General features: G+C 63.9%; 16 protein-coding genes and 1 riboswitch. Of the genes, 3 read left to right on the plus strand and 13 right to left on the minus strand.

The annotated features are described in order from the left end of the window. Nucleotides 1–131: 131 nt before the first annotated feature. The gene (locus ACIPO9_RS19195; RefSeq protein ID WP_274135383.1) at nt 132–1,430 is read left to right on the plus strand and encodes an OmpP1/FadL family transporter; all 1,299 of its coding nucleotides are present in this window, start codon (nt 132–134) and stop codon (nt 1,428–1,430) included. Nucleotides 1,431–1,679: 249 nt separating this feature from the next. Here the strand turns inward: ACIPO9_RS19195 and ACIPO9_RS19200 are convergent, their stop codons facing one another. Beyond that, a complete protein-coding gene (locus ACIPO9_RS19200) occupies nt 1,680–2,231 on the minus strand; it encodes a glutathione peroxidase (RefSeq protein WP_400782818.1) in 552 nt (183 codons plus the stop codon). A 159-nt stretch (nt 2,232–2,390) separates the two neighbouring features. On the opposite strand from ACIPO9_RS19200, the gene ACIPO9_RS19205 reads away from it, so the two are divergent. Continuing rightward, nucleotides 2,391–3,068, plus strand: coding sequence for a type 1 glutamine amidotransferase domain-containing protein (locus ACIPO9_RS19205; RefSeq protein WP_400782820.1), 678 nt, complete (start codon nt 2,391–2,393; stop codon nt 3,066–3,068). A 129-nt stretch (nt 3,069–3,197) separates the two neighbouring features. Here ACIPO9_RS19205 and ACIPO9_RS19210 read toward each other — a convergent pair whose 3' ends face one another. From ACIPO9_RS19210 to cobO, 10 genes are all read right to left on the minus strand, one after another. Continuing rightward, nucleotides 3,198–3,935 (minus strand): adenosylcobinamide-GDP ribazoletransferase, encoded by a 738-nt coding sequence (locus tag ACIPO9_RS19210; protein ID WP_400782822.1) that lies wholly within the window; start codon nt 3,933–3,935, stop codon nt 3,198–3,200. Then, nucleotides 3,936–4,517: an alpha-ribazole phosphatase family protein gene (cobC, locus tag ACIPO9_RS19215; protein ID WP_400782824.1), complete on the minus strand. Its 582-nt coding sequence runs from the start codon at nt 4,515–4,517 to the stop codon at nt 3,936–3,938. Beyond that, nucleotides 4,514–5,566 carry a nicotinate-nucleotide--dimethylbenzimidazole phosphoribosyltransferase gene (gene cobT, locus ACIPO9_RS19220; RefSeq protein ID WP_400782826.1) on the minus strand — a complete coding sequence of 351 codons (1,053 nt, stop codon included), beginning with the start codon at nt 5,564–5,566 and terminating at the stop codon, nt 4,514–4,516. Before cobT ends, cobC begins: the two co-directional genes overlap by 4 nt. Next, on the minus strand, nt 5,563–6,084 hold the full coding sequence (cobU, locus tag ACIPO9_RS19225) for a bifunctional adenosylcobinamide kinase/adenosylcobinamide-phosphate guanylyltransferase (RefSeq protein ID WP_400782828.1): 522 nt from the start codon (nt 6,082–6,084) through the stop codon (nt 5,563–5,565). The genes cobT and cobU overlap by 4 nt, the downstream gene beginning before the upstream one ends. Further along, nucleotides 6,084–7,553, minus strand: a complete 1,470-nt coding sequence (locus ACIPO9_RS19230) for a cobyric acid synthase (RefSeq protein ID WP_400783024.1) — start codon at nt 7,551–7,553, stop codon at nt 6,084–6,086. The genes cobU and ACIPO9_RS19230 overlap by 1 nt, the downstream gene beginning before the upstream one ends. Nucleotides 7,554–7,594: 41 nt before the next feature. Further along, nucleotides 7,595–8,587 carry a threonine-phosphate decarboxylase CobD gene (cobD, locus tag ACIPO9_RS19235; RefSeq protein WP_400782830.1) on the minus strand — a complete coding sequence of 331 codons (993 nt, stop codon included), beginning with the start codon at nt 8,585–8,587 and terminating at the stop codon, nt 7,595–7,597. Further along, nucleotides 8,580–9,488: an adenosylcobinamide-phosphate synthase CbiB gene (gene cbiB / locus ACIPO9_RS19240; RefSeq protein WP_400782833.1), complete on the minus strand. Its 909-nt coding sequence runs from the start codon at nt 9,486–9,488 to the stop codon at nt 8,580–8,582. The genes cobD and cbiB overlap by 8 nt, the downstream gene beginning before the upstream one ends. 10 nt (nt 9,489–9,498) lie before the next feature. Then, nucleotides 9,499–10,149 (minus strand): 5,6-dimethylbenzimidazole synthase, encoded by a 651-nt coding sequence (bluB, locus tag ACIPO9_RS19245; protein WP_400604213.1) that lies wholly within the window; start codon nt 10,147–10,149, stop codon nt 9,499–9,501. 160 nt (nt 10,150–10,309) lie between these two features. Continuing rightward, entirely contained in the window at nt 10,310–11,605 is a 1,296-nt protein-coding gene (locus ACIPO9_RS19250) for a cobyrinate a,c-diamide synthase (protein ID WP_400782835.1), read from the minus strand. Next, entirely contained in the window at nt 11,602–12,213 is a 612-nt protein-coding gene (cobO, locus tag ACIPO9_RS19255) for a cob(I)yrinic acid a,c-diamide adenosyltransferase (RefSeq protein WP_400782836.1), read from the minus strand. Before cobO ends, ACIPO9_RS19250 begins: the two co-directional genes overlap by 4 nt. Before the next feature lie 108 nt (nt 12,214–12,321). Then, nucleotides 12,322–12,540: riboswitch (cobalamin riboswitch) on the minus strand. 122 nt (nt 12,541–12,662) lie between these two features. Here cobO and ACIPO9_RS19260 point away from each other — a divergent pair. Then, nucleotides 12,663–14,009, plus strand: coding sequence for a PQQ-dependent sugar dehydrogenase (locus tag ACIPO9_RS19260; protein ID WP_400782838.1), 1,347 nt, complete (start codon nt 12,663–12,665; stop codon nt 14,007–14,009). Between the two features lie 177 nt (nt 14,010–14,186). Here the strand turns inward: ACIPO9_RS19260 and ACIPO9_RS19265 are convergent, their stop codons facing one another. Both ACIPO9_RS19265 and ACIPO9_RS19270 read right to left on the minus strand, forming a co-directional pair. Next, the gene (locus ACIPO9_RS19265; RefSeq protein WP_274135364.1) at nt 14,187–14,723 is read right to left on the minus strand and encodes a C40 family peptidase; all 537 of its coding nucleotides are present in this window, start codon (nt 14,721–14,723) and stop codon (nt 14,187–14,189) included. A 91-nt stretch (nt 14,724–14,814) separates the two neighbouring features. Next, nucleotides 14,815–15,504 carry a C40 family peptidase gene (locus tag ACIPO9_RS19270; protein ID WP_274135362.1) on the minus strand — a complete coding sequence of 230 codons (690 nt, stop codon included), beginning with the start codon at nt 15,502–15,504 and terminating at the stop codon, nt 14,815–14,817. Between the last annotated feature and the right edge of the window lie 40 nt (nt 15,505–15,544).

Consider the following 15,544-nt stretch of genomic DNA (forward strand, 5'->3'; position numbering starts at 1 on the left):
TTTCGCTGGAGATCGCAACACTTTTCCCGGATTGTCCTACAAAAACTGCTCTATCTCGGGTGATCCAGCCTATAGCGCGTTATGAAAAATGTTGGTAATTTTCGCGCGGTGATCAACAAGGAGTTCTAACAATGAAAAAAACAATGATCAAATCCAGCCTCAGTCTCGCCATCACTCTCGCCTCCACCCAAATCTTCGCTTCCGGTTTTGCCCTTAACGAGCAAAGCATCAGCGGCATGGGTACCGGTTATGCGGGTCGTTCTTCTGCCGCCGACGACGCAAGCACGGTCTATGGCAACCCGGCGGGCATGTCGCGCCTCAAACGCCAGCAAGTGACTGTGGGCGTGGCTGCGATTGACGCCAAGACTGACATCTCCGACACCAGCGGCCGGAGCAGCGGTTCCAACAAAGGCGACATGGTGCCTTTCACCGCCGTGCCTATGGGTTTCTACGTCAACCCGGTCGATGAGCACTGGGCATTCGGCCTGGGCGTCTATGCGCCGTACGGCCTGGTCACCGACTACGAGAACGGCTTCCAGGGCCGCAACTTCGGCAGCAAGAGCATCGTCAAGGTCGTGACCTTCCAGCCGACCGTCAGCTATGCCTTCAACGACAAGGTATCGATCGGTTTCGGTCCGACCATCAACCGTATTTCCGGTGCGCTGGAATCGACCCTGAACCTCAGCGGCGTGACCGCCCCGATCACAGGCCGTGGCGCCGGTGACGGCCGCGTTCAGGTCAAGGGCGACGACGTAGGCTACGGCTTCAACGCCGGTATCCTCGTCCAGGCCACCGACAGCACCTCCGTCGGCCTGACCTACCACTCCAAAGTGACCTACAAGCTCGAGGGCCACACCGAGATCAACCCAGGCTCGGGCGTTCCACCTGCCCTCCTGAGCGCCGGCCGCTACGACGCCAAGCTGAACCTGGACACCCCTGAGTCGGTGGACTTCTCGGTCACCCAGGCGATGAACGATGCGTGGAAAGTCTACGCAGGCGCTACCTGGACCCGCTGGAGCCGTCTGGAAGACATCACCGTGAAGAACTCCGGCGTCAGCGGCGGTGCCCTGGCCCCTCGCCTGTTCGGCACCATCACTGAAGAGCAGAACTGGCACGACACCTGGGCCTACGCCCTGGGTACTTCGTACCAGTTGAACAAGCAGTGGGTACTGCGTACCGGCCTGACCTTCGACCAGTCGCCAACCAACAACGAAAACCGCTCGCCACGCATCCCGACTGGCGACCGCACCATCTTCTCCCTGGGTGCCGGCTACAGCCCGACCGAAGACATCACCATCGACGTGGCGTACTCGTACCTGAAAGAAGAAGACGTCAAGGTTCGCAACGCAAGTGCACTGGGTCAAACGTACAACGCCAAGTACGAAAACAGCGCCAACGGCTTCGGCCTGGGCCTGACCTACCGCTTCTGATGCAGTTGGCGGAGCCGGCCAACACCGGTTCGCCAGACAGAAAACCCCGCAGCCAGCGATGGATGCGGGGTTTTTCGTTTATGCATCGCATACAGCATCGCCACGGCCTCAAGATCGCCGACGCCGGCAAGCCGGACTGCTACGGGAATGTGGCGCCTGCTCTGTAGGAGCGCGCTTGCCCGCGACGGCGGCCTTGAGATCGCTCCCGCCGGCAAGCCGTGCTGCTACGGGTGATTGGTGTACTTGTGATCAAGGCTTCGACGCAATCGCCTTCTCTACCGCCGAAATCAGCTCGGGATCGTCCGGCGTGGTCCTGCTGTTGAAACTGGCGATCACATTGCCCTTGCGATCCACCACATATTTATAGAAATTCCAGCGCGGTGCATTGCTCTGCTCGGCCAGCACCCGGAACAGATGAATCGCATCCGATCCCCGCACCGGCTGCGGTTCGGTCATGGTGAAGGTCACGCCGTAATTCACATAACAGACCTTGGCCGTCTCGGCCGCATCGTTGGATTCCTGCTTGAAGTCATCGGAAGGCACGCCCAACACCTCCAGGCCCTGCCCCTTGAACCGCTGGTTTAGCGCTTCCAGCCCTTTGAACTGCGGCGCGAAACCACAGAAGCTGGCCGTGTTGACCACCAGCATCGGCTTGCCCGCGAACTGCTTGCACAGGTCGATATCCTGTTTGGCGCGAAGCTTGGGCAGTTGCCCCTCAAGCAACGGTGGGCAATCGGCCGCCATGGCCGCGCCACTGGCGGCGAGCAGAAGCAGAGGAAGACAGATCCAGCGAGTTCTCATGGCGGCATCCATTCAATGCAGGAAATCGGTTGATAGCCACACACGCTACTCCCTGCCACGACGGATGCCTAGCCGCACAGCAGATAGTCCGTCGCGGCCACGCGGGGCAACTATAGTCAAACGTCCCAAAGCAACGCCCCACCGACAGGAGGCCACGCGATGAAAATCCTGATAGTGCTGACATCTCACGATCAACTGGGCAACACCGGCAAGAAAACCGGTTTCTGGCTCGAAGAACTGGCCGCGCCCTATTACGTGTTCAAGGACGCCGGTGCCGAACTGGTACTGGCTTCCCCCAAGGGCGGACAGCCGCCGCTGGACCCCAAGAGCAACGAGCCTGACTTCCAGACCGAGGCCACTCGCCGCTTCCAGAAGGACAGCGCTGCTACCTCGCAACTGGCCGCGACTCGCAAGCTGAGCGAGGTGACGCACGAAGGCTTCGACGCGATCTTCTATCCTGGCGGCCATGGTCCGATGTGGGACCTGGCCAGCGATGCCCACTCGATACGCCTGATCGAAACCACCTATGCGGCTGGCAAACCGGTGACCCTGGTGTGCCACGCGCCGGGGGTGCTGCGTGACGTCAAGGGCGCCGATGGCAAGCCGCTGGTGGCGGGCAAGGACGTCACGGGTTTTACCAATGGCGAGGAAGATGCCGTCGGCCTGACAGACGTCGTGCCGTTTCTGGTGGAAGACATGCTCAAGGAAAAAGGCGCCAACTATTCAAAAGGCCCTGACTGGGCCTCCTACGTCCGCGAAGACGGCCTGCTGATCACCGGCCAGAACCCGGCCTCGTCGGAAGCAGCAGCCAAGGCACTGATCGCCCGATTGAAGTGACGGAGCTTCTGTGGAGCGAGCTTGCTCGCGAAAGCGTCGTGTCAGACACAGCATCAATAACTGATGGTCCGCTTTCGCGAGCAAGCTCGCTCCCACAGTTCGTACCGAGACCGAATCATCTATATGGATTCAACGCTGGATCAGCGCCAACCCCACCAACACCAGCACTTCGAGCAACTCCAGCATCGCCCCGGCCGTATCGCCGGTGCAGCCGCCCAGGCGGCGGATCATCACCTGCCGCAGCCAGAAAAAGCCTACCGTCGCCATCAGTACGGCCCACAGCCCGGCCCAGCCCGACACCAGCACGCAACCCAGTGCGGTCACGCCCAGCACCTGAACACCCAGGGTACGTGGCAAATGGTCCGCCAGCGCCTGCCCCAGCCCGCCTGCGCGTACGTAAGGCGTGTTGATGAACAGCCCCAGCATCGCCGCGCGGCCAATCACCGGCGCTAACAGCAGCCCAATGCCGTGCCGGGTTTCGACCAACGCCAGCAAGGCCGTGAACTTGAGCAACAGCACGATGACCAGGGTCACCACCGCAATCGGTCCGCTGCGTGGGTCTTTCATGATGGTCAGCGTGCGCTCGCGATCGCCAAAGCCGCCCAGCCAGGCGTCGGCACTGTCAGCCAGGCCATCCAGGTGCAAGCCGCCGCTGAGCAGCACCCAGGCCGCCAGCAACAGCGCGGCATGCAGGAACTGCGGCGTACCTTCGAGCAGCAGGTTCAACGCCATCAGCACCGAGCCGAACAGCACCCCCACCAGCGGATAAAACAGCAGCGAACGCCCCAGCTCCTGAGGCGACGGCATGCCGGGCAGACGAACCGGCAGGCTGCCGAGAAATTGCAAGGCGATCCAGAACGGCAGCATCTACACCTCCGTCAGTCGGCCATCGGCTTCGACCGCCAGACCGAACAGCCCGCCATGGCCGACCACCACCTGCAGCAGTTGCTCGCGGGGCAGCCCACGGGCCTGGGCCGATAACAGCCGCATCACCCCGCCATGGCTGATCAGCAGGATTCGCTCGCCGTCGCACGTCTGCTGCAAACGTTCAATCACGCCAAGCACGCGGGAGGCAAACGCCAGCACCGGCTCACCCTTGGGCGGGGTGAAGCTGTACGGGTCTTCCCAGAACCGCCCCAAGCCTTCGGCGTCGGTTTCCATCAATTGCGCGGTGCCAATTCCTTCCCAGTCACCAAAGTGCAGTTCCTGAATCCCGGCCTCCAGTTGCAACGGCAGGGAAAGTTTCAAGGCCAGCTCCTCGGCAAACCGCGCACAGCGCTGCAAAGGCGAGCTGACGATGCGATCCCAGGGTGCTTCAAGGGCAAGCTCGGCCACCGACGAGCGCATCTGCTGCCAGCCCAGGTCGGTCAGTGCGTCATCGAGACTGCCGCGCAGGCCGCCGCCAAGTTCGGTTTCGCCATGGCGCAGCAAGTCCAGACGCAAGGTCATGCCGGGCGATCCGCCACGGCTGCTTCGGCAAAGGTCGCCATGCCGTTGTGCAGCTCGCACGCCAGGCGCAGCAGTGGCACCGCCAGCGCCGCCCCGCTGCCCTCGCCCAGGCGCAGGCCCAGTTCCAGCAGCGGCTCGGCCTGCAGGGTTTCCAGCACGTGGCGATGACCCGGTTCAGCACCGCGATGACCGAAGAACAACCACGGGCGGCACGATGGATTGAGTCGCACCGCCACCAGCGCGGCGACGGTGCAGATGAAACCGTCGACCAGCGCCGGGATGCCTTCCTGGGCACAGGCCAGATAAGCCCCCGCCAGCGCCGCAATTTCGAAGCCGCCCAAGGCGCGCAGGCTGCCCAGCGCATCACCGGACACCTGCGCGTGCAGCGCCAGCGCCTGCTCGATGACCTGAGCCTTGTGATTGATCCCTTGTGCATCCAGCCCGGTACCGGGCCCGACCAGCAACGGCGCCGGGCAGTTCAGCAGCGAGCAGGCCACCGCACTGGCGGCCGTGGTATTGCCGATACCCATCTCGCCACCGATGAACAGCTCGGTGCCCGCAGCCTTGGCCCGCAGCACGCTGTCGCGCCCACCGGCCAGCGCTCCTTCCAGTTGCTCAGGGGTCATCGCCTCGCCTTTGGCGAAGTTGGCGGTGCCTGCGCCCAGGTTCAGGTGGCGCACCCCTGCCAGATTGAGCGGCGACACAGTACCCAGATCCACCACATCCAGTTGCGCCGACAGTTGCCGCGCCAGCACGCTGATCGCCGCGCCGCCCATGATGAAGTTGTGCAGCATCTGCCCGGTGACCGCCTGCGGATAGGCCGAAACCCCTTCGGCGACCACGCCATGGTCACCGGCGAAGATCGCGATCCAGACCTTATCTACCTTAGGCTTGACCCGCCCTTGCAGCGCCGCCAGTTGCACGGCAACGGCTTCCAGTTGGCCCAAAGAACCGGCGGGCTTGGTCAGTTGCTGCTGTCGGGCCAGCGCTTGCTCGCTGATCTCAGGGTTGATTTCACGGGCAGGCGCGAGCCACCAGGCATTGCTCATAGTGCGGATCCTTTGAGGGTCATGGGCAGTCCGGCGACCGTGAACACCACGCGCTGGCAGCGTTCGGCCAGCGCCTGATGCAGCCAGCCGGCTTCATCGACATACCGACGGGTCAGCTCGCCGAGGGGCACCACGCCCAGCCCGGTTTCGTTGCTGACGAAAATGATTTCACCCGGCAGTGTCGCCAGGCATTGGAGTAAGGCGTCGCGCTCCTGCGCAAGTCGCGGCTGATCGTCCAGCATCAGCAGATTGGTCAGCCACAGGGTCAGGCAGTCCACCAACAGGCAGCGGCCCTGTGCAGCGTTTTGTTGCAATACGCGAGCAAGTTCCAGGGGTTCCTCAACCAGGCCCCAACTGTCCGGGCGACGCTCTCGGTGCAGCGCCACCCGCTCGTTCATTTCGCCATCCAGCGGCTGGCTGGTGGCGATGTAGATGACATCAAGGGCGCTTTCGCTCGCCAGCTTTTCAGCCAGCCGGCTTTTGCCGGAGCGCGCGCCCCCCAGAATCAATTGCAGCATCAGGCGCTCTCCAGCCCGCAGAGTTCACGCAGCAGTTTGCCGTCCAGGTGCTTCTCCACCAGGTCCGCCAAACGTTCGATATCCCGTTCGCGCAGGGCGTGGTAATCCACCTGCTGCACGTTTTCCAGGCCCGCCCAACGCAGCAATGCGCTGCTCGACGCCGGGTTCTCGAACAGCCCGTGCAGATAGGTGCCCAGCACCTGGCCGTCGGCACTGCGCGCGCCGTCGCATCGGCCATCGCTGAGCTGCACCAGCGGATTTTCCAGCGCAGCACCTGTGGTCACGCCCGCGTGAATTTCATAGCCAACCACGTCAGCGTCTTCCAGGGTCAGGCACCCGCTGACATTGCGCAGCTGCTTTTCCTTCTCCAGCACCGTGCTCATGGCCAGCAGCCCCAAACCGGCACTCGAGCCTGCCGCGCCTTCGAGGCCCAGCGGGTCGTGCAGGTTTTCGCCGAGCATCTGCAGGCCACCGCAAATCCCCAGCAGCTTGCCGCCGTAGCGCAGGTGGCGCTGGATGGCGCTGTCCCAGCCATTGGCGCGCAGATAGGCGAGGTCGCTGCGCACGCTCTTGGAGCCCGGCAGGATGATCAGATCAGCAGGCGGAATCGGCTGGCCCGGCCCGATGAATTGCAGGTTCACCTGCGGGTGCAGGCGCAGCGGGTCGAAATCGGTGTGGTTGCTGATGCGCGGCAGCACCGGCACCACCACGTTGAGCACCTGCTCGGCCTTGTCGGTCTGGCGCTGATCGAGACCGTCTTCGGCCTCCAGATGCAGGTCCATCACGTAGGGCAGCACGCCCACCACCGGTTTGCCGGTGCGCGCCTCGAGCCAGTCCAGGCCCGGTTGCAGCAAGGCGACGTCGCCGCGGAAACGGTTGATGATGAAGCCCTTCACCCGCGCCTGTTCGCTGGGCGACAACAACTCCAGCGTACCCACCAGATGCGCAAACACACCGCCGCGATTGATGTCGGCCACCAGCAGCACCGGGCAGTCCACGGCTTCGGCAAAGCCCATGTTGGCGATGTCGCCAGCGCGCAGGTTGATTTCCGCAGGCGATCCCGCACCCTCGACCATCACCACCGGCCAGGCTTCGCTGAGCCGCTTGTGGGAGGCGAGCACGGCCTGCATGGCGATGGCCTTGTAGTCGTGATAGGCCACTGCGTTCATGGTGGTGACCGCGCGGCCATGAATGATGACTTGAGCGCCGGTGTCGCTGTTGGGTTTGAGCAGCACCGGGTTCATGTCGGTGTGGGGTTCCAGCCCGCAGGCCTGGGCCTGCACCGCCTGGGCCCGGCCAATCTCGCCACCGTCGGCGGTGACGGCGCTGTTGAGCGCCATGTTCTGCGGCTTGAACGGCACCGTGCGCACGCCCTGGCGGGTCAGCCAGCGGCACAGTGCCGTCACCAGCGTGCTCTTGCCAGCGTCGGAGGTGGTGCCTTGCACCATAAGAGTCGCGCCTTGCACCATAAGCGTCGCGCCCTGCGCCATGGGAGTCTCGCCCTGCACGGTCATGCGTCCTCCCGTGGAAATTCGCCGAGCACCTGCTCAAGGCGTTGCCAATGGACTTCGTCGCGAGGCAGGCCGAAACGCAGGCTGCTGTTGCTGGTGAAGATGCGCAGCAGAATACCGCGCTGGGCGCAGAACTCGTGCAGCTCGGCCGCCCGTGGCGTGATCAGCCACTGGAACAACGCGCAACCACCCTGGGGCGCCAGGCCATGGCGGGTCAGCAGTTCGACCAGTCGCTGGCTGGCCTGCCCAGTGCGCTGGCGTTGCAGGCGATGGCCCTCTGCATCGTCAAGGCACACCTGGCCGAGGATGCGCGTCGGGCCGCTGACCGACCAGGGGCCGATCTGTCGCGCCAGCACCTTCAAAAACCGCGATTCGGCCAGCACGAACCCCAGGCGCACACCCGCAAGGCCGAAGAACTTGCCGAACGAGCGCAGCACGATCAGCCCAGGCCGCTGGGTTTCAGCCGCCAGGCTCAGCGCCGGAGTGTTGTCCATGAACGCCTCATCCACCACCAGCCAGCCGCCGCGCTCGGCCAGCCGGGCATGCCATTCCAGCAACAGCGTCGGTTTCAGGCTCAAGCCGGTGGGGTTGTTGGGGTTGACGACGACCAGCACGTCGAGCACGTCGATAAACCGCTCGACTTCATGCTCAAGCACTTCACGCACCAAGAACCCGTTGCTGCGCCAGGCCTCGGCGTGCTCGGCGTAACAAGGTGACAGCACCCCGACCTTGCCCGCCTGACGCAAGCGCGGCAGCGCCTGAATCGCCGCCTGGGAGCCGGCCACGGGCAGCACGTCGGGCGCGCCGTAGTACAGGCGCGCGGACTGCTCAAGGCCGTCATCGGTTTCCGGCAGCCGCGCCCAGGCCGATTCAGGGATCGGCGGAATCGGCCACGGCCACGGCGAGATGCCGCTGGAAAGGTCCAGCCAGTCGGCCTCGTCGATTCCGTACTTCGCGATTGCACCCCGCAAACGTCCGCCGTGCTCAAGCATAGAACTCAACCCCCAGACACAGAATCAGCAGCCACAGCCACACGCCGCGCTGCACCAGTTGCCAGCCGCGATCGATGGAATTGGCGTCCGCAGGCTGGCCTTCGCCCAGTTGCGGACGCTGATGCAGTTCACCGTGATAAATCGCCGCGCCACCCAGCTCAACGCCCAGCGCACCGGCCCCGGCCGCCATCACGGGACCGGCATTGGGGCTGTCCCACTTCGGCGCCTGCGTGCGCCAGCAGCGCAGGGCCAGTCGGGTTTTGCCCAGCAGCGCGTAGGTCAATGCCACTAAGCGTGCAGGAATGTAATTCAGCAGATCGTCGATCTTCGCCGCCGCCCAGCCAAAACGCTCGAAGCGCTCGTTGCGATAGCCCCACATGGCGTCCAGCGTATTGCTCAGGCGATACAGCACCACGCCCGGCGCGCCGAGCACGGCAAACCAGAAGATCGCGGCAAACACCGCATCGCTGCCGTTTTCCAGCACCGACTCGGTGGCCGCCCGGGCGACTTCGGTGGCGTCCAGCTCAGAGGTCTGGCGGCTGACCAGATAACCCACGCGCCGGCGCGCCTCATCCAGATTGTCGCCGCGCAGCGCCTGGGCCACTGGCTCGACGTGTTCGCCCAGGCTGCGCAGGCCCAGCGCGCAGTAAAGCGCCAGCACTTCGATCAGCCAGCCGATGTAGGGCAGCCAACTGAGAAGCGTCGCCAACAGCGTCAGCGGAATCACCGCGATGAACCAGGCCGTGACGCCATGGCTGCGCCAGCCACGACCGGCGCCGTTGAAACGTTGCTCGATGCGCTCGGCAAACCGGCCGAACGCCACCAGCGGGTGGTTTCGTTTTGGCTCGCCCAGCAGCGCATCCAGCGCAACCCCGGCGACGCTCAACAACGCCACGCTCATACCGCCACACTCATGTAGCCACTCCCCATGTGTTCTCGAATACCAGCTCTTGCAGCGGGCGGGCCTGGGCCCAGCCCTCCAGCACCAGCATCGGTGCCGGGTAAAATCCTTCCACCGGGCCCAGGCAAAGAATCGCCAGCGGCTTGGAGCCTTCGGGCATTTTCAACAGATCCGCCAGTGCCTGCGGCTCGAACAGCGACACCCAGCCCATGCCCAGCCCTTCGGCGCGGGCGGCCAGCCATAGATTCTGGATGGCGCAGGACAAAGACGCCATGTCCATTTCCGGCAGGGTCCTGCGCCCGAAGATGTGTTTCTCGCGATCGTCCATCAAGGCGGCGACCAGCACCTCGGCGCAGTCGCCGATGCCCTCGACCTTGAGCTTCATGAAGTCATCGGAACGCTCACCCAGTGCCTCGGCCGTGCGAACGCGCTCGGCTTCCACCTGCTCCTGAATCTGCCCGCGCAGGGCCCGGTCGCTGATGCGGATGAAGCGCCAGGGCTGCATCAGGCCGACGCTGGGCGCTTGATGGGCAGCCTCCAGCAGCCGGGCGAGCAATTCGGGGGAGACCGAACCGCCGCTGAAGTGGCGCATGTCCCGCCGCTCGGCGATGGCCCGGTAAACCGCGGCGCGCTCATCGGGGCTGAAGGCGTGGTCAGTCATGGGACGCTCTCCATATCCAGGCATACGCTAAACCTGTGGGAGCGGGCTTGCCCGCGAAGAGGCCCGCACACCCAACCCTCTACTTCGCCTGACGCGCCGCTTTCGCGAGCAAGCTCGCTCCCACAGGATCGCGATAAGGCGGATTGGCATTCCGGGCTATTCATGGCAACAAAAGCGCCGCCATCGCCTGGGGGTTGGACGGGAAATAGAAGTGCACATAGGAGGCTGTCATCCGTCCGTCCCGGTACACCGCCTCCGCGCCGCGCCCGCCGTTGGGGCTCACGCCGCGGGCAATCGGGGCCAGTTCGGTGCTGGTCAGCGAATGATGATAGGTGTGCCCGCGCAATGTGCCTTCCGGCAGCTCCACCGACTGCAGCGCCAGTGCCGCCAGGCGCTTCTGCATCACCGCTTCACCCGCCAGCAGGCCCACCAGCTCGGCGCGCTTGCCGTCCACATCGGTCAGGGCGTCGAGCAGGTAGAGCATCCCGCCACACTCGGCCAGCAAGGGTTTTCCGGCGCGGTGGTGCGCGCGAATGGCATTGAGCATCGAAACGTTCTGCCCCAGCGCCAGGTGATGCAATTCAGGGTAGCCACCGGGCAGGTACAGGCTGTCCGCCTCGGGCAATTGCCGGTCGCGGATCGGCGAGAAGAATGACAGTTCGGCGCCCATCGCCCGCAACAGATCCAGGCTGGCGCCGTAGGTAAAGGCGAAGGCTTCGTCATGGGCGATGGCGATGCGCACGCCGTCGAGCAGACGCTCAACGGGTTTGACGTCAGGGGCGGCAAAGGTCACGGCAGGCGGCAGGGTCGCGTCGCAGGTGCTGGCCAAGGCGGCTGCGGCCGCATCCAGGCGCACGTCCAGATCGTTCAGCTCGCTGGCCTGGACCAGGCCCAGGTGGCGGCTCGGCAGCTCGATCCCGGTTTCCCGGGAGAGCGCGCCGTACCAGCGCAAACCTTCGGTCAGGCTGCCTTCTAGCAGTTGCGCATGACGCACGGTGCCCACGCGGTTGGCCAGTACACCGGCAAACGGCAGGTCCGGCTGATAGCGCGCCAGGCCCAGCGCCAGGGCACCGAAGGTCTGGGCCATGGCCGTGCCGTCGATCACACCCAGCACCGGCACGCCGAAGTGGCGCGCCAGGTCGGCGCTGGACGGAGTGCCATCGAACAACCCCATCACGCCTTCGATCAGAATCAGATCGGCCTCGCCCGCCGCTTCCCACAGCAGGCGCCGGCTCTCGTCCTCGCCGACCATCCACATGTCCAGCTGGTAGACCGGGTGGCCGCTGGCGCGCTCCAGAATCATCGGGTCGAGGAAATCCGGCCCGCACTTGAACACCCGCACCTTGCGCCCCTGGTTGCGATGCAACCGGGCCAGTGCGGCGGTGACGGTGGTCTTGCCCTGCCCGGAGGCAGGTGCGGCGATCAGTACCGCAGGACAGCGACGCGGCTCACTCACAACTCGATGCCCTTCTGTGCCTTGATTCCGGCCTGGAACGCATGCTTGACCACGGCGATCTCGGAAACGGTGTCCGACAGGTCGATGAGTTCCTGCTTGGCGCCACGCCCGGTGACCACCACATGCTGCATGGGCGGACGGGCTTGCAGGTCGCTGAGCACCCTGTCCAGATCCAGATAGCCGTGCTTGAGAGCGATGTTCAGCTCGTCGAGGATCACCAGACCGACGTCCGGGTCGCGCAGCAACTCCCGAGTCACCACCCAGGCAGCTTCCGCTGCGGCGATGTCGCGCTGTCGGTCCTGGGTCTCCCAGGTGAAACCTTCGCCCATGACGTGGTAACGCACCTGTTCCGGGAAACGGCGGAAGAACAGTTCTTCGCCCGTGGCGTTGCGCCCCTTGATGAACTGCACCACACCGCACTGCATGCCGTGGCCCATGGCCCGGGCCAGCATGCCAAAGGCCGAACTGCTCTTGCCTTTGCCGTTGCCGGTCAGGACCACCAGCAGGCCGCATTCATTGGGTGCGCTGGCGATGCGCTCATCGATGATCGCTTTCTTGCGCAGCATGCGCGCCAGGTGGCGTTCGTCACGTTCGGGGGATTCGCTCATCTCGGCTCTCCGCTTTGAGGGGCAGATAGGACAGACGAAGGACGCAGGCAAGGACTGACAGCAGGCACCGGAATGGTCCGGGCCTGCGCAGAGCATCGCCCTCCGTGATGCTGTTTGGATGGATCAGGCCGGTCTCCGGACTCATGAGCGACAACCGGGGCTACGCGCCTTCCCATGCCCGTGGACACAGTGGCATCGTGCGCAGCCTTGACTCATTTACCGTTGCGGAGGCAGTGCCGGAATTGATCGCAGAACGTTCGCACCGGCTTCCCTGTTTCACCCGGTCGACCGATCAAGATCGCGGGCACCTGAAACAATCGGCGAAGGTTAGAGGGTTGACCCCGGAGCGTCAATCGAACAGGCATTTGTTGTGCAGTTGAACCCCGCGCCGCACAGCGCCTCTATTCATTACATGCCCTTGCATGACTGTTCGCAAATGGAGACAGACAATGTTCACGCTCAAACCCCAGGTTGTGATGGTGCTGGTGGTGGTCGCAGGGCTCAGCGCCTGCGGCGAGACGTCCACCTTGCAGGTGTCGGACGGCACGGGCCCCTCGCCCCAGTTGCCGGCACCGAACAAAACCCTGTTTCCCACCGTGAACATCGCCCCGGCCGTCGGCTGGCCTGCCGGTGCCAGACCGGTAGCCGCGCCGGGCACACAAGTCGCGGCCTTCGCCGAAAACCTCGACCATCCACGCTGGCTGTACGTGCTGCCCAACGGCGATGTGCTGGTGGCCGAAACCAATGCGCCGCCCAAACCTGACGACAGCAAGGGCATTCGCGGCTGGGTCATGGAGAAAGTCATGGGCCGCGCAGGCGCCGGTGTGCCCAGCGCGAACCGCATCACTCTGCTGCGGGACAAGGATCATGACGGCGTCGCCGAAACCCGCACGGTGTTCATCGATCACCTGAATTCGCCTTTCGGCATGGTGCTGGTGGGCAATGACTTCTACGTTGCCGACACCGACCGCCTGCTGCGCTTTAACTATGTAGCGGGCGAAACCTCGATCAAGGGCGAACCGCTGAAAGTCACCGACCTGCCCGGCGGCACCCTCAACCACCACTGGACCAAGAACGTCATCGCCAGCAAGGACGGCAAAAAGCTCTACGTGACCGTGGGCTCCAACAGCAATGTCGGCGAAAACGGGCTTGAGGCCGAAAAGGGCCGCGCGGCGATCTGGGAAGTGGACGCCGCGACGGGCAATCACCGCATCTTCGCCTCCGGGCTGCGCAACCCCAACGGCATGGACTGGGACCCGGTAACCGGCAAACTGTGGACGGCGGTCAACGAGCGTGACGAGATCGGCAGCGACCTGGTGCCCGACTACGTCACCTCGGTGCAGGACGGCGCCTTCTACGGCTGGCCGTTCAGCTACTACGGCCAGCACGTGGACGTTCGCGTGTCGCCGCAAAATCCCGAACTGGTGCAGAAGGCAATCGCCCCTGATTTTGCCGTCGGACCGCACACCGCCTCACTGGGCCTGGCGTTCGCCGATGGCAAATCATTGCCGGCGCCGTTCAACGAGGGCTTGTTCATCGGCCAGCACGGCTCGTGGAACCGCAAGCCCCACAGCGGCTATAAAGTGCTGTTCGTGCCATTCAAGGACGGCAAGCCAACCGGCACCCCGGTGGACCTGCTGACAGGTTTCCTCAATGCCGACGAAAAAGCCCAGGGGCGGCCTGTGGGTGTGGTCAACGATAATAAAGGCGGGGTGTTGGTGGCCGATGACGTCGGCAACAAGATCTGGCGGGTGACGGCGGCGCGGACGGTGCAGGCATCCAACACCAATCCCTGACACCTCTGTAGGAGCGCGCTTGCCCGCGATTGCGATGTGCCTGCCACCTACGAGTCTGCTGAAACGCCCACGCCCCTGTAGGAGCGCGCTTGCCCGCGACATCGGTGTACCAGACGATTGATTCGTAGCAGGCACGCCGCCGTCGCGGGCAAGCGCGCTCCTACAGGGATTGTGGCGCTACTGCTGCGCCAGATTCGAAGGCTGGATCACCCGTTTGGCGTTGAGCCAGGCTTTCTGCCAATACGGCTTGTCCAGGCTGTCTAGCTTGACGGTCCCACCCGTAGCCGGCGCATGCACGAAACGCCCTTCTCCCACGTAGATCCCGGCATGGCTGACGTTCGAGCCACCACTGGTAGCGAAGAACACCAGATCACCCGTCTGCAACTGGCTACGATCAATGTCCGGGCCGCGCAGATTGATCATCTCACGGGTCGAACGCGGCAGGCTGATGCCGGCAGCGCCCTGGTAGACATAACCGATCAATCCACTGCAATCGAAACCCGAGTCAGGCGTGTTCCCGCCCCAACGATAGGGCGTACCGACCAGCCCGATGGCACGCAAAAGCACGTCATCAGCCAGCGGCGAAGAAAACTGCGAGGGAGCGGATACCACAGGCCTGGAAACGACCTTGGGAGGGGCTGGCGGTGGATTGCTGGAACAAGCGGCCAACAATACAGCCAGTGAAGCAACAGCCAGGCGAACCGTAAACGACATAAACACAACAACCTTTATAGGATGCTTACTGTGCCGGGAGCCGGGACTGCGTGCAATCAGGGTTTCCCTGACTGCACGCCCGGTAGAACGGTTATTTGCGGTGTTGGCGCTTGATTGTAGTCGAAGTCATCGCAGTCGTCGTTTCCGCATCCTTGGAAGGTGCCATGGCCAACGCGCGCTTGGCTTCGATGAAAGTCCGGGCCCAGTAGGCGTCGTCGAGGCTGTCGACACGCACACCACCGCTGCGGCGGCTGCTGGAGTGGATGAACTGGTCATCGCCCAGGTAGATACCGGCATGGCTGACGCGACCACGGCCAGCGGTGCTGAAGAACAGCAGGTCGCCAGGCTTGAGGTCGTTGCGTTTGACCAGAGGGGCGTCGATGTTGATCATTTCACGCGAGGAACGCGGCAGGCTCATGCCAGCCTCTTCGCGGAACAGGTAGCCGATGAAACCGCTGCAATCGAAACCGGAAGTGGTCGAGGTGCCGCCGAAACGGTAGCGCGTACCGATCAGCGATTTGCCACGTTCCAGGATGCTGTCAGCCAGCACTGGCAACTGATACGGCTTGTTGTCCGAGAACTGGGCCAGTTCGTCTTCGGTGGCGATTTCGTCGTCCAGTACGGAGCCCGAATAATCGGCACGCTTGGCAGCAGTTTGAGCAGTGACCGAATCCTTCATCTGAGGATTCTGCGACTGTTGCGACGCTGGCATCTGGGCCGCGCAGCCGAACAGCAGCGTAACGAGTGCGAGAGGCACGAGGGGTGCGAAGCGATTCAGCATGGGCACGACCGTGGCGTATTTTGTAAAGAAGGCGAGACTA

Origin of the sequence: Pseudomonas sp. NPDC090203 (genome assembly GCF_044746765.1) — a bacterium.
Taxonomy (GTDB): Bacteria; Pseudomonadota; Gammaproteobacteria; order Pseudomonadales; family Pseudomonadaceae; genus Aquipseudomonas; species Aquipseudomonas putida_AD.